Here is a 13785-nt window from a genome sequence, read left to right as displayed (position 1 = left end):
CGGCCCTTTCGCGGGGCAAGCCCGCTCCTACAGGAAGCGCGTTGGCGTCGAAACCAGCGCTGTACCTGTAGGAGCGGGCTTGTCCCGCGAAGAAGGCAACTCGGTGTAGCAGTGTAGACAATTACCCCCTACCCCGGCGCCAGCAGCAGGTTCGGCGCCAACCGATGGAAACCCTCCACGTCCAGGCGCATGTCCAGCGCCAGGCTCGCTAGGTCATCGGCCAACGGCTCGGCCGCAGCGTCGTTCTCCAGGTAGCACTGCTTGAGGTAGTTCTGGCACCCCGGGCAGCACTCGGCACGCAGCGGCGCCTTGCCTGGCGCGTGGCGGTCATCCTCGAGGTTGCTGTAGCGCAGGTCCTTGCTCGACTCGCAGTACACGCACTTGACCCGCACCACATGCCATTCGCAGGCACACAGCGAGCAGGCCAGGTAGCGCAGGCCATTGTGCTTGCCACGATTGCGCACCACCCCGGCCATCGCCGGCGAGCCGCAGGCCGGGCACTGGGCCAGGCTGCCGGCGGGTTTGAGCTCAGGCGCAGGCAAAGCCAGCAGCCAGCTGGACCACGCCGCCTGCAACGCGGCGCCGATAAAGGGCACCAGCGCGGCCGGCACTGCGTCGTACTGGCCGCCGAGCAGGGCAATGCCCCAGCCTTTGCGTTGCGTCTCATCGCTGCCACGCAACGTCCCCAGCGCGTCCGCCAGCGGCCCATCAGGCTCCGCCGCAAAATGCTCGAGCAACGCCTGCAACCAGACCAGCCACGGCCCTTCACGCACCAGGCTGTCGGCCGCCAGCGGCGGCAGGCCATGACTTATGCACAGGCGCCGGCGCTCCTCGGCCACGGGCAGGCCGGCCGGTGGGTTATCCACAAGCTGCTGCTGAATCCGGCACAGCCGTGCCATCAACCGCAGGTAATCGCCCAGGGCATTGCCCTCGGCCAGTTGCTCCAGCCGGGCGGCGCGCACCTCGAAAAGGTGCGCGGCGGGCAGGTGCAGAAACGGTGGCATTACCGCCGACGCTTCGATCTGCCCAGGTTCGAGAATCGTGCTCAAACGGTCATCCTTCTTTTCCACCGTGGTTGTGCGGCGTCTTGTCGCCGGTCACGTCCCGGTACCAGAGTTCATGGTGCTTGCGTGCCCAGGCGCGGCTGACCCAGCCATGCAGCATGGCGCCGATCGAGCCCTTGATCCAGATCCCGGCATAGATGTGCACGATGATGCTGAGGATCAGCACGAACGCCGCCAGGGCATGCAGCAGCGCCGACAGGCGAATGACGTCGATACCGAACCAATGGCTGAAGTACGCGCGCCAGATCACCACGCCGCTGACCAGCAGCACCAGCATGCAGGCCAGCAAGGTCCAGAACAGCAGCTTCTGCCCGGCGTTGTACTTGCCGATCGGCGGCACGCCCTCTTCCTTGTTGAGCATCACCCGGTCGATGCGGCGCAGCCACAGGCGGTCGTTAGCGGTAATGAAGTTGGCGCGCCAGAAGCGCAGCACCAGCCCGAGGAAGAACACGAACATGGCCACGCCGATGAACGGGTGGAGGATCCGCGTCCACGGCCCGCCGCCGAACAGGTGGCTGAGCCAGAACAGCGCCGGGTGGAACAGCGCCAGCCCCGAGAGGCCGGCCAGCACGAACAGGATCGCCACGACCCAGTGGTTGCTCCGCTCGTTGGCGTTGTAGCGCAGGATAGGCTTGTTGTCGTTCATGGCCGCTGCTCCCCCTGCCCGCCCGGGCGGTTCGGATCATAGACATGCACCGCCGGGTCCACCGGGTGGACCGTGTTATCCACAGGCGCCGGGTGTTCGTCCTCCTCGACCCGCTGCGGGCCCACGCGTACATAGTGGAAGAACCCGGCCAGCACCGCCGCGCCCATGGCCAGCAGCGCCAGCGGCTTGCTGAAGCCCTTCCACAGCCCCACCAGCGGGCTGATCACCGGTTGGTCCGGCAGGCCGGCGTAGATCCGTGGCGTGTCGGCGTGGTGCAGCACGTACATCACATGGGTGCCGCCGACGCCATCCGGATCGTACAGCCCGGCGTTCTCGTATCCCCGCGACTTCAGGTCGACGATGCGCTCGTCGGCATGCACCTTCATCTCCTCCTTGCTGCCGAAGACGATCGCCCCGGTCGGGCAGGTCTTCACGCAGGCCGGCTCCAGGCCCACGCTCACGCGGTCGGAACACAGGGTGCACTTGTACGCCTTGTGATCCTTCTGCGAGATGCGCGGGATGTTGAACGGGCAGCCGGTGATGCAGTAGCCGCAACCGATGCAGTGGTCCTGGTTGAAGTCGACGATACCGTTGGCGTGCTTGATGATCGCCCCCGGGCTCGGGCAGGCCTTCAGGCAACCTGGCTCGGCACAGTGCATGCAGCCGTCCTTGCGGATCAGCCACTCCAGGTTGCCGTCGTCGCGCTCGTGCTCGGTGAAGCGCATCAGGGTCCACGTCTCGGCGCTGAGGTCCTGGGGGTTGTCGTAGGTGCCGTGGTTGTGGCCGACCTCGTCACGCAGTTCGTTCCATTCCGAGCACGCCACCTGGCAGGCCTTGCAGCCGATGCACTTGGTGGTGTCGATCAGCTTGGCGACTTCCTGCTGCTGGCGTACCGAGGGCGGTACGGTGGTGGTGGCCGAGCGGGCGATGATGTCTTGGCTGGCCATCAGAGTTTCTCCACTTTGACGAGGAACGACTTGGACTCCGGTGTCTGCGTGTTGCCGTCACCGAGGAACGGCACCAGGGTGTTGGTCAGGTAGCCATGCCGGGTGGCACCGGTGAAGCCCCAGTGCAACGGGATGCCGATCTGGTGCACGGTCTGGTTGTTGACCTGCAGCGGACGGATCCGCTTGGTCACCACCGCCACCGCATCGATATGTCCGCGCTTGCTCGATACCCGCACCCGGTCGCCAGCCTTGATGCCCTTCTCGTTCGCCAGCACCTCGCCGATCTCGACGAACTGCTCGGGCTGGGCGATGGCGTTGAGCCGGCAATGCTTGCTCCAGAAGTGGAAGTGCTCGGTCAGCCGGTAGGTGGTCGCCGCATGGGGGAACTCGTCGTGGGTGCCGAGGGTGTCCCACACCGAATCGAAGATCCGCCCGGCCGGGTTGCTGGTGGCCTTCTTGTTCTGCGGATGCAGCGGGTTGATGCCGATCGGCGTCTCGAACGGCTCGTAGTGCTCGGGGAACGGCCCCTCGGCCATCTTGTCGATGGCGAAGAACCGCGCCACGCCCTCGGGGTTCATGATGAACGGGTTCATCCCCGCTTCCGGTGGCGAGTCGACCTTGAAGTCCGGCACGTCGGTGCCGGTCCAGGCCTTGCCGTTCCACCACACCAGGCGCTTCTTCTCCGGGTCCCACGGCTTGCCTTGCGGGTCGCTGGAGGCACGGTTGTAGAGGATGCGCCGGTTGGCCGGCCAGGCCCAGGCCCAGTTCTGCACCTGGTGCATGCCGTACGGGTCGCTGTTGTCGCGCCGGGCCATCTGGTTGCCCTGCTCGGTCCAGCTGCCGGCGAAGATCCAGCAGCCGGACGCGGTGCTGCCGTCGTCCTTCATCTGGGCGAAGCCGGCCAGCTGCTGGCCGGCCTTGAGCGTGGCACCGGTGGCGTCGGTGAGGTCGCTGACCGCCCAGCCGTTCATCTCCTTGGCCAACTCCTCGGGCGAAGGCTCTTCAGGCACCTTGTACGGCCAACTGATGTTGAGCATCGGGTCGGGGTAGGCGCCGCCTTCGGCCTGATAGCGCTTGCGCAGGCGCAGGAACAGCTCGCTCATGATGCGCACGTCGGTACGGGTCTCGCCCGGACCGTCGGCGCCTTTCCAGTGCCACTGCAGCCAGCGGCTGCTGTTGACCAGCGAGCCGTCCTCCTCGGCGAAGCAGGTGGTGGGCAGGCGGATCACCTCGGTCTGGATGTTGGCGGTGTCGACGTCGTTGAACGGGCCGGCGTTGCGCCAGAACTCCGAGGTCTCGGTGGCCAGCGGGTCCATGATCACCAGCCACTTGAGCTTGGCCAGGGCCGCGGTGACGCGGTTCTTGTCCGGCAGCGCGGCGATCGGGTTGAAGCCCTGGCACATGTAGCCGTTGACCTTGCCCTGGCCCATCATCTCGAACATGCGCAGCACGTCGTAGGCCGGCACGTCGAGCTTGGGCAGCCAGTCGTAGCCCCAGTTGTTGGCGGCGGTGGCGTTAGCGCCGTACCAGGCCTTCATCAGGCTGACGTGGAACTTGCCGTAGTTCTGCCAGTACGACAGCTGCCCCGGGCGCAGCGGTTTGGAGGCGCGCTTGTCGATGTAGGCGGTGTAGTCCTGCTCGGCATCACCGGCCAGGGTCAGGTAACCCGGCAGCGAGTTCGACAGCAGCCCCAGGTCAGTCAGGCCCTGGATGTTGGAGTGACCGCGCAGGGCGTTGACCCCGCCACCCGGCATGCCGACGTTGCCCAGCAGCAACTGCACCATGGCCGCGCTGCGGATGATCTGCGCGCCGATGGAGTGCTGGGTCCAGCCCAAGGCGTAGAGAATCGTCATGGTCTTGCCCGGCACCGAGCAGGTGGCGATCTCTTCCCAGATCTTCATCATCTGGTCCTGGGGCATGCCGCAGGTCATGCTCGCCAGCTCCGGCGTGTAGCGGCTGTAGTGCTGCTTCATCAGCTGGTAGACGCAACGCGGGTGCTGCAGGGTCGGATCGACCTTGGCGAAACCGTCCTCGCCCAGCTCGTAGCCCCAGCCGGACTTGTCGGCGTACACGCGCTTGGCCGCGTCGTAGCCGCTGAACAGCCCGTCCTCGAAGCCATAGTTCTCTTTGACGATGAACGACACGTCGGTGTAGTTGCGCACGTACTCGTGCTGGATCTTGTCGTTGCTCAGCAGGTAGTTGATCAGCCCGCCCATGAAGGCGATGTCGCTGCCGGTACGGATCGGCGCGTAATAATCGGCCACCGAGGCGGTACGGGTGAACCGCGGGTCGACCACGATCAGCCGCGCCTTGTTGTGCGCCTTGGCTTCGGTCACCCACTTGAAGCCGCACGGGTGCGCTTCAGCGGCGTTGCCGCCCATCACCAGGACCAGGTTTGCGTTGGCGATATCAGACCAGTGATTGGTCATCGCGCCACGGCCATACGTCGGGGCAAGACTTGCCACCGTCGGGCCGTGTCAGACACGCGCCTGGTTATCGAACCCCAGCATGCCCAGCGAACGGATCACCTTGTGCGTCATGTAACCCGCTTCGCTGGAAGCGGCGGACGCGGCGAGAAAGCCCGTGGTGAGCCAGCGGTTGACCGTCTGGCCCTGGGCATTCTTCTCGATGAAGTTGGCGTCGCGGTCCTGTTTCATCAGGTCGGCGACACGATCGAGGGCTTCGTCCCAGTCGATGCGGGTCCACTCGCTGCTGCCCGGCTTGCGCACCTCGGGGTACTTGAGGCGGCTGGGGCTGTGGATAAAGTCCAGCAGGCCAGCGCCTTTCGGGCACAGGGTGCCGCGGTTGACCGGATGGTCCGCGTCGCCCTCGATGTGGATGATGTTCTGTTTGACGTTCTTGCCCGCGTCACCCTGGCTGTACATGATCAGGCCGCAGCCGACCGAGCAGTAAGGACAGGTGTTACGGGTTTCTTTGGTATGCGCCAGCTTGAAGTGGCGCACCTGCTCGGCGAACGCGGGTGTCGGGGCCATGCCCAACGCCGCGAGGCTCGAGCCTCCAAGGCCGACGGCGGCGACCTTGAAGAATTGCCGACGGTTGAGATCCATCGTGCACTCCTGATCAGGTTCTCGGGCGCACGGGACTTGGCCGGCGCCTCAGGGACTTCACGGTGGCGGTGGACAGAGACCGCCAACGGTTAAGCCTAGTCAAGAATCTGCAAAGTGCGATGATCTGGATCAGGCGCGAGGCAAATCGCCTTCTCCCCCATACAAATCCTACATTGCTACCGGAAATGGACTACGCCACGACACATTCTGTGCCTGTTAGGTTGATGGATCACACATGGAGGAGGACCGCAGGCATGAACATCAAGCACCTCTTGACCACACTTTTGATCGGCATCCCAGTACTCGCTCAACCCAGCATGGCGGCAACAGGAGGCGATGATCACGCCCCTCCCGCCGCGTTGCAGATCACCGCCGAGCGAGCACGGGCCATGGCCGATGCCGCCGAGCGTGCCGCCCGCGCCCAAAGCGTCGCCATCGTCATCAGCATCGTCGACAACCACGGCAACCTGAAGTACTTCCAGCGCATGGATGGCACCAGCAGCGGCAGCATCCAGGTTGCGCAGCTCAAGGCCGAGACATCCGCCCGCTTCCCGCTGTCGTCCCGCTCGCTTGGCGAGCGCAGCGCCGCGTTGCCAGCCAATCCGTACGCCTCGCTGCCCGGATTCACCCTGCTGGAAGGCGGACTGCCGATCATGGATGTCAACGGCAGGCATATCGGTGGAATCGGTATCAGCGGAGCGACGCCGGAACTGGACGCCCAATTTGCAAGGACGGCACTCGAAGAGGGCTGATCCTGGCAGGCGCCTGCCTGGTTGCCCAGACAAAAAGAAACCCGCTTCAGGCATGAAGCGGGTTTCTTGTTACAACTTCGTTCCACAAGGGCGCCATGGGTGCCCCAGGAATGGATCAGAACGGAATATCGTCGTCGAAGCTGTCGAAGTCAGCAGCTGGCTGCGGGGCCGGCTGTTGCGGCGCCGGGCGCTGTGGCGCCTGCTGCGGACGCGGGGCCTGCTGACGAGGAGCCTGGTTGTACTGTTGCTGCTGGCCACCCTGGTTGTAGTTGTTACCACCACCCTGGTTGTATTGGTCGCCACCACCCTGCTGACCCTGCGGACGCCCGCCGAGCAGCTGCATGGTGCCGTTGATGTCGACGATGATCTCGGTGGTGTAGCGCTTGATACCGTCCTTTTCCCACTCGCGGGTCTGCAGCTTGCCCTCGATGTAGCACTGCGAACCCTTGCGCAGGTACTCGCCGGCAATCTCGGCGACCTTGCCGAACAGCGACACACGGTGCCACTCGGTACGCTCGACCTTCTGGCCCGACTGCTTGTCGGTCCACTGCTCGCTGGTGGCCAGGCTCAGGTTGGTCACGGCGTTACCGTTGGGCAGGTAGCGGACTTCGGGATCCTGACCGCAGGTACCGACCAGAATGACTTTGTTAACCCCACGGGCCATAACGTTCTCCTAGGCTTCGCACGCCGCAGAGGCTGGGTTCACCAGACGCTCGAGGGTCGCACGGTCCAAAATTTTCGTATCCAGTTTGATATAGATGGCGGCTTCTTCTGCCACCACCACGGCGTCGGTCACACCCGGCACGGCCATCAGGCGCTCGGTCAGCCCGGCTTCCCGGACCGCTTCAGGCGTCAGCGGCATGCGCAGGCTGGTCACGTACGGCGGCTCATTCATGCGCAACGCAGTGAGCAACCACAGGACGCACAACACCGCGCATCCCAGGAACACCATGCTCAAGCCACCGTGCTGGAACAACCAGCCACCGAGGATGCCTCCCAGCGCGGCGCCGAGGAACTGGCTGGTGGAGTACACCCCCATCGCCGTCCCCTTGCCACCGGCAGGTGACACCTTGCTGACCAGCGAAGGCAAGGATGCCTCCAGCAGGTTGAATGCAGTAAAGAATACCACGGTGCCGATCACCAGTCCGCGCAAGTTGTCAGCCCACTGCCAGAAGAACACCTCCACCAGCAGCAGGACACTGACCGCGCCGAGCAACACGCGTTTCATCTTGCGCTTCTTTTCCCCGTAGATGATGAAGGGGATCATTGCAAAAAATGAAACCAGCAACGCGGTCAGGTACACCCACCAGTGCTCCTCCTTGGGCAGCCCGCCGCGCTCGACGAAGGCCAGGGGCAGCGCCACGAAGCTGGCCATCAGGATCGCGTGCAGCACGAAGATGCTGATGTCCAGGCGCAGAAGGTCCGGATTGCGCAGGGTCGGACCTAGAGCCTGACGGGCGACACCGGACTCGCGATGGGTCAACACATTGTGCGAATTGGGCACGACGAAGGCGATCAGGCCGATGCCGACCAGGGCAAGTCCTGCGGTGGCAAGGAACAATCCTGACAAGCCAAAGGCGCGGGTCAACAGCGGGCCGACCACCATCGCCACGGCGAACGACAGGCCGATGCTCATGCCGATCATGGCCATGGCCTTGGTCCGGTGCTGCTCGCGGGTCAGGTCGGAGAGCAACGCCATCACCGCCGCGGAAATGGCCCCCGCGCCCTGCAGGATGCGCCCGGCGATCACACCCCAGATGGAATCGGCCTGGGCCGCCAGCACGCTGCCCAGGGCGAAGATGATCAACCCCACGTAGATCACCGGACGGCGGCCGATGCGGTCGGAAATCACCCCGAACGGAATCTGCAGCACGGCCTGGGTCAGGCCGTAGGCACCGATGGCCAGGCCGATCAGCGCAGGCGTGGCACCGGCCAGGTCCATGCCGTAGGTGGCCAGCACCGGCAGTACCATGAACATGCCCAGCATACGAAAGGCGAAGACCAGGGCCAGGCCGCTGGCGGCGCGGGTTTCGCTGCCACTCATGCGCTCGTTGTGGGTGTCGTGCATGGATTAACCTCGTGTGAACCGGCGGCGATTCTATCAGTCCGACGCCTTGGCGGCATATACGCGACGCTTTGCCGCGTAATGGCAGCGCGCCGTATACTCCTTTGTTTATGCCCGCCGAGCGAGGCCGTAGTGGACAAGATCCTGATCCGTGGGGCGCGTACCCACAACCTGAAGAACATCGACCTGACCCTGCCTCGGGACAAACTGATCGTGATCACCGGCCTGTCCGGATCCGGCAAGTCCTCGCTGGCGTTCGACACGCTGTACGCCGAAGGCCAGCGCCGTTACGTCGAATCGCTGTCGGCCTATGCCCGGCAGTTCCTGTCGATGATGGAAAAGCCCGACGTCGACACCATCGAAGGCCTGTCGCCGGCGATCTCCATCGAGCAGAAGTCGACCTCGCACAACCCGCGCTCGACCGTTGGCACCATCACCGAGATCTACGACTACCTGCGCCTGCTCTATGCCCGCGTCGGTACTCCACGCTGCCCGGACCACGATATCCCGCTGGAAGCGCAAACGATCAGCCAGATGGTCGACCTGGTGCTGGAAAAGCCCGAAGGCAGCAAGCTGATGCTGCTGGCTCCGGTGATCCGCGAGCGCAAGGGCGAGCACCTGGCGGTGTTCGACGAACTGCGCGCCCAGGGCTTCGTCCGCGCCCGGGTCAACGGCAAGCTCTACGAGCTCGACGAACTGCCCAAGCTGGATAAACAGAAGAAGCACAGCATCGATGTGGTGGTCGACCGCTTCAAGGTCCGCGCCGACCTGCAGCAGCGCCTGGCCGAATCGTTCGAGACCGCGCTCAAGCTGGCCGACGGCATCGCCCTGGTCGCGCCGATGGACGACGAGGACGGCGAGGACGTGATCTTCTCGGCGCGCTTCGCCTGCCCGGTGTGCGGCCATGCGATCAGCGAGCTGGAGCCCAAGCTGTTCTCCTTCAACAACCCGGCCGGCGCCTGCCCGACCTGTGACGGTCTGGGGGTGAAGCAGTTCTTCGACACCAAGCGCCTGGTCAACGCCGAGCTGACCCTGGCCGAAGGCGCGATACGTGGCTGGGACCGGCGCAACGTCTATTACTTCCAGATGCTCGGCTCACTCGCCGCGCACTACGGCTTCAGTCTCGAGGAACCGTTCGGCGAGCTGTCGGCCGAGCACCAGAAGGTCATCCTGCAGGGCAGCGGCAAGCAGAGCGTCGATTTCAAGTACCTCAACGACCGTGGCGACATCGTCAAGCGCTCGCACCCCTTCGAAGGCATCGTGCCCAACCTCGAGCGCCGCTACCGCGAGACCGAATCGGCCACCGTGCGCGAAGAGCTGGCCAAGTTCCTCGGCACCCAGCCCTGCCCCGACTGCCGCGGCACCCGCCTGCGCCGTGAGGCGCGGCATGTGTGGGTGGGCGAGAAGACCCTGCCGGCGGTGACCAACCTGCCGATCGGTGAAGCCAGCAACTATTTCAGCGACCTAACCCTGACCGGCCGCCGTGGCGAGATCGCGGCGAAGATCCTCAAGGAGATCTGCGAGCGCCTGCAGTTCCTGGTCAACGTCGGCCTCGATTACCTGACGCTGGACCGCAGCGCCGATACCCTGTCCGGCGGCGAGGCCCAGCGTATCCGCCTGGCCAGCCAGATCGGCGCCGGCCTGGTGGGAGTGATGTACATCCTCGATGAACCGTCCATCGGTCTTCATCAGCGGGACAACGACCGCCTGCTGGCCACCCTCAACCACCTGCGCGACCTGGGCAACACAGTGATCGTGGTCGAGCACGACGAGGACGCCATCCGTCTGGCCGACTACGTGGTGGATATCGGCCCGGGCGCTGGCGTGCATGGCGGCCAGATCGTCGCCGAGGGCTCGCCCGAGGAGGTCATGGCGCACCCCGACTCGCTGACCGGCAAATACCTGTCCGGGCGCAAGAAGATCGTCGTTCCGGCCAAGCGCACCCCGCGCAACAAGAAGCTGTCGCTCAAGCTCAAGGGCGCGCGCGGCAACAACCTGCAGAACGTTGACTTGGAGCTGCCGATCGGCCTGCTGACCTGCGTGACCGGCGTGTCCGGCTCGGGCAAGTCGACGCTGATCAACAACACCCTGTTCCCCCTCGCCGCCACCGCGCTCAACGGCGCGAGCAGCCTGGAGGCCGCGCCGCACGCCAGCGTCGATGGCCTGCAGCACCTGGACAAGGTCGTGGATATCGACCAGAGCCCGATCGGCCGCACGCCTCGGTCCAACCCGGCGACCTACACCGGCATCTTCACGCCGATCCGCGAGCTGTTCGCCGGCGTGCCGGAGTCGCGCTCCCGTGGCTACGGCCCGGGGCGCTTCTCGTTCAACGTCAAGGGCGGGCGCTGCGAGGCCTGCCAGGGTGACGGCCTGATCAAGGTGGAAATGCACTTCCTGCCGGACATCTACGTGCCCTGCGACGTGTGCAAGAGCAAGCGTTACAACCGCGAAACCCTGGAGATCAAGTACAAGGGCAAGAACATCCACGAGGTGCTGGAAATGACCATCGAGGATGCCCGCGAGTTCTTCGACGCGGTCCCGGCCCTGGCGCGCAAGCTGCAGACGCTGATGGATGTCGGCCTGTCGTACATCAAGCTGGGACAATCGGCGACCACCCTGTCGGGTGGCGAGGCGCAGCGGGTCAAGCTGTCACGCGAGCTGTCCAAGCGCGACACCGGCAAGACCCTGTATATCCTCGACGAACCGACCACCGGCCTGCACTTCGCCGATATCCAGCAACTGCTGGACGTGCTGCACCGCCTGCGTGACCACGGCAATACCGTGGTGGTGATCGAGCACAACCTGGATGTGATCAAGACTGCCGACTGGCTGGTGGACCTGGGGCCGGAGGGTGGCTCCAAGGGTGGGCAGATCATTGCCTGCGGTACGCCGGAGGAACTGGCCGAGAAGAAGCAGTCGTATACCGGGCATTACCTGAAGCCGCTGCTGGAGCGGGATCGGGCTTGAGGCATTAGGGGCGCTTTGCGCGCCTTTCGCGGCACAAGGCCGCTCCTACATTTGAACGCGTCAATCAAAAGATTACGCGATCGCCTGTAGGAGCGGCCTCGTGCCGCGAAAGGGCTGCAAGGCAGCCCCAAGCTTTTACATCTGCGACTGCAGGTAGTTCTCCAGGCCAATGGCCTTGATCAGCCCCTGCTGCTTCTCCAGCCAGTAGGTGTGATCTTCTTCAGTATCGGCCAGCTGCGCACGCAGGATATCGCGGCTGATGTAGTCCTTGTGCAGCTCGCACAGCTCGATGCCCTTGCACAGCGCGGCGCGGACCTTGTACTCGAGCTTCAGATCGGCCTCGATCATTTCCGGCACGGTGCTGCCAACGTGCAGGTCATCGGCGCGCATGTCCGGGGTGCCTTCGAGCATGAGGATACGGCGCATCAGGGCATCGGCGTGCTGCGTCTCTTCTTCCATCTCGTGGTTGATACGCTCGTAGAGCTTGCCCAAGCCCCAATCTTCGTACATCCGCGAGTGAATGAAGTACTGATCGCGTGCTGCCAGTTCGCCCTTCAGCAACGTGACGAGGTAGTTGATTACGTCCGGGTGACCTTGCATCGCCCTGATTCTCCCTGTGAATACGTCTATGGGACATAGTGTGAACCAGGTTTTGTTCGCGGTCACTGAAAAACGCGCAATTAGAAGCAAATAATCGGCTAAACAGTAGTGATATTCATTGAAAAACCGCCCAAACGAGGGCGGTTCTTGTTATCACTTCGACTTAGGCGAGGTTCACGCCCAAGGCCTTGGCGATGCCTTCTCCGTAGGCAGGATCTGCCTTGAAGAAGTACTGCAGTTGACGCTGGACGACATCCTCGCTGACGCCAGCCATGGTGCCGGCGATGTTGCCGATCAACAGCGCCTTCTGCTCATCGCTCATCAGGCGGAACAGCGCGCCGGCATGGCTGTAGTAGTCGTTGTCTTCGCGGTGGTCGTAGCGGTCCGCCGAACCGTTCAGGGCCAATGCCGGTTCTGCATGGCGCGGCGACTGCTTCGGCGCGTCCGCGTAGCTGTTGGGCTCGTAGTTCGGAGCACTGCCGTAGGCGCCGGTGGCCATGGAGCCATCGCGCTGGTAGCTGTGCACCGGGCAGCGTGGTGCATTGACCGGCAAGTGCTGGTGGTTGGTGCCTACGCGGTAGCGGTGAGCATCGGCATAGGCGAACACCCGGCCCTGCAGCATGCGGTCCGGCGACAGGCCGACCCCGGGCACCATGTTGCTGGGCCCGAACGCCGCCTGCTCGACTTCGGCGAAGTAGTTGAGCGGGTTGCGGTTGAGCTCCAGCACGCCGACCTCGATTAACGGGTAGTCCTTCTGCGACCAGGTCTTGGTCACGTCGAAGGGGTTCTCGTCACGGCTGGCGGCCTCGGCTTCGCTCATCACCTGGATGCACACGCTCCAACGCGGGAAGTCGCCACGCTCGATGGCCTGGAACAGGTCGCGCTGGGCGTAGTCCGGGTCGCTGCCCGCCAGGCGGGCGGCCTCGGCCGGCGCCAGGTTCTTGATACCTTGCTGGGTCTTGAAGTGCCACTTGACCCAGGTGCGCTCACCCTTGGCGTTGATCAGGCTGTAGGTGTGGCTGCCGAAACCGTGCATGTGACGGTAGCCGTCCGGGATGCCTCGATCAGAGAACAGGATGGTGACCTGGTGCAGCGCCTCGGGCGAATGCGACCAGAAGTCCCACATCATCTGCGCGTTCTTCAGGTTGCTCTGCGGGTGACGCTTCTGGGTGTGGATGAAGTCGGGGAACTTCAGCGGATCACGGATGAAGAACACCGGGGTGTTGTTGCCGACGATGTCCCAGTTGCCTTCCTCGGTGTAGAACTTCACCGCGAAACCTCGCGGGTCGCGTTCGGTGTCCGCCGAGCCGCGTTCGCCGCCCACGGTGGAGAAGCGCAGGAACGTCTCGGTCTGCTTGCCGATGCTGTCGAACAGCTTGGCACTGGTGAGTTCAGTGATATCGCGGGTGACAGTGAAGGTACCGTAGGCGCCGGAGCCCTTGGCGTGCACGCGACGCTCAGGGATGTTCTCGCGGTTGAAGTGGGCGAGCTTCTCGACCAGGTGGAAATCGTCGAGCAGCAGCGGGCCACGGGGGCCTGCGGAACGGGAATTCTGGTTGTCGGCTACGGGCGCGCCGCTTGCGGTGGTGAGAATCTTGCTCATGGGCTCTCCTGATCGGTCTTGAACTGCCGGCTAATCGGCTTGGAGAGAGTATTGTCGACCCATGTTACAAGAA

10 protein-coding genes are annotated in these 13785 nt (G+C 64.2%); 2 read left to right on the top strand and 8 right to left on the bottom strand.

The window, feature by feature from the left end; all coding sequences use genetic code 11:
• Positions 1-128: 128 nt before the first annotated feature.
• From fdhE to fdnG, 4 genes are read right to left on the bottom strand one after another with little or no spacing between them, the layout of a single operon-like run.
• A complete protein-coding gene (gene fdhE, locus POF53_RS06145; RefSeq protein WP_498966830.1) occupies positions 129-1049 on the bottom strand; it encodes a formate dehydrogenase accessory protein FdhE in 921 nt (306 codons plus the stop codon).
• Positions 1050-1053: 4 nt separating this feature from the next.
• Positions 1054-1710, bottom strand: coding sequence for a formate dehydrogenase subunit gamma (locus POF53_RS06140; protein ID WP_203650023.1), 657 nt, complete (start codon positions 1708-1710; stop codon positions 1054-1056).
• Positions 1707-2657 carry a formate dehydrogenase subunit beta gene (gene fdxH, locus POF53_RS06135; protein WP_254464853.1) on the bottom strand — a complete coding sequence of 317 codons (951 nt, stop codon included), beginning with the start codon at positions 2655-2657 and terminating at the stop codon, positions 1707-1709. Before fdxH ends, POF53_RS06140 begins: the two co-directional genes overlap by 4 nt.
• Entirely contained in the window at positions 2657-5725 is a 3069-nt protein-coding gene (fdnG, locus tag POF53_RS06130; RefSeq protein WP_254464852.1) for a formate dehydrogenase-N subunit alpha, read from the bottom strand. Before fdnG ends, fdxH begins: the two co-directional genes overlap by 1 nt.
• Positions 5726-5979: 254 nt before the next feature.
• On the opposite strand from fdnG, the gene POF53_RS06125 reads away from it, so the two are divergent.
• Complete coding sequence (locus tag POF53_RS06125) at positions 5980-6477, top strand: GlcG/HbpS family heme-binding protein (RefSeq protein ID WP_234560555.1); 498 nt, start codon at positions 5980-5982, stop codon at positions 6475-6477.
• Between the two features lie 115 nt (positions 6478-6592).
• Here POF53_RS06125 and POF53_RS06120 read toward each other — a convergent pair whose 3' ends face one another.
• Positions 6593-7141, bottom strand: coding sequence for a single-stranded DNA-binding protein (locus tag POF53_RS06120; RefSeq protein WP_203650014.1), 549 nt, complete (start codon positions 7139-7141; stop codon positions 6593-6595).
• Positions 7142-7150: 9 nt separating this feature from the next.
• A complete protein-coding gene (locus tag POF53_RS06115) occupies positions 7151-8545 on the bottom strand; it encodes an MFS transporter (protein WP_203650012.1) in 1395 nt (464 codons plus the stop codon).
• Between the two features lie 129 nt (positions 8546-8674).
• Between POF53_RS06115 and uvrA the strand changes: the two genes are divergently transcribed.
• On the top strand, positions 8675-11509 hold the full coding sequence (gene uvrA, locus POF53_RS06110; protein WP_254464850.1) for an excinuclease ABC subunit UvrA: 2835 nt from the start codon (positions 8675-8677) through the stop codon (positions 11507-11509).
• Positions 11510-11644: 135 nt separating this feature from the next.
• Here the strand turns inward: uvrA and bfr are convergent, their stop codons facing one another.
• Both bfr and POF53_RS06100 read right to left on the bottom strand, forming a co-directional pair.
• Positions 11645-12109, bottom strand: a complete 465-nt coding sequence (gene bfr, locus POF53_RS06105) for a bacterioferritin (protein ID WP_050703558.1) — start codon at positions 12107-12109, stop codon at positions 11645-11647.
• 163 nt (positions 12110-12272) lie between these two features.
• On the bottom strand, positions 12273-13712 hold the full coding sequence (locus POF53_RS06100; RefSeq protein WP_203650001.1) for a catalase: 1440 nt from the start codon (positions 13710-13712) through the stop codon (positions 12273-12275).
• Between the last annotated feature and the right edge of the window lie 73 nt (positions 13713-13785).

Origin of the sequence: Mitsuaria sp. RG (assembly GCF_028369275.1) — a bacterium.
GTDB lineage: Bacteria > Pseudomonadota > Gammaproteobacteria > Pseudomonadales > Pseudomonadaceae > Aquipseudomonas > Aquipseudomonas peradeniyensis.
Note: the sequence above shows the minus strand (reverse complement) of the source record. Positions and strands in the feature narration are given on the sequence as shown.

Excerpts from the sequence above, each read along its gene's own strand:
- POF53_RS06140 (WP_203650023.1), bottom strand. The coding sequence starts at position 1,710 with ATGAACGACAACAAGCCTATCCTGCGCTACAACGCCAACGAGCGGAGC.
- fdxH (WP_254464853.1), bottom strand. The coding sequence starts at position 2,657 with ATGGCCAGCCAAGACATCATCGCCCGCTCGGCCACCACCACCGTACCG.
- POF53_RS06125 (WP_234560555.1), top strand. The coding sequence starts at position 5,980 with ATGAACATCAAGCACCTCTTGACCACACTTTTGATCGGCATCCCAGTA.
- POF53_RS06120 (WP_203650014.1), bottom strand. The coding sequence starts at position 7,141 with ATGGCCCGTGGGGTTAACAAAGTCATTCTGGTCGGTACCTGCGGTCAG.
- POF53_RS06115 (WP_203650012.1), bottom strand. The coding sequence starts at position 8,545 with ATGCACGACACCCACAACGAGCGCATGAGTGGCAGCGAAACCCGCGCC.
- bfr (WP_050703558.1), bottom strand. The coding sequence starts at position 12,109 with ATGCAAGGTCACCCGGACGTAATCAACTACCTCGTCACGTTGCTGAAG.
- POF53_RS06100 (WP_203650001.1), bottom strand. The coding sequence starts at position 13,712 with ATGAGCAAGATTCTCACCACCGCAAGCGGCGCGCCCGTAGCCGACAAC.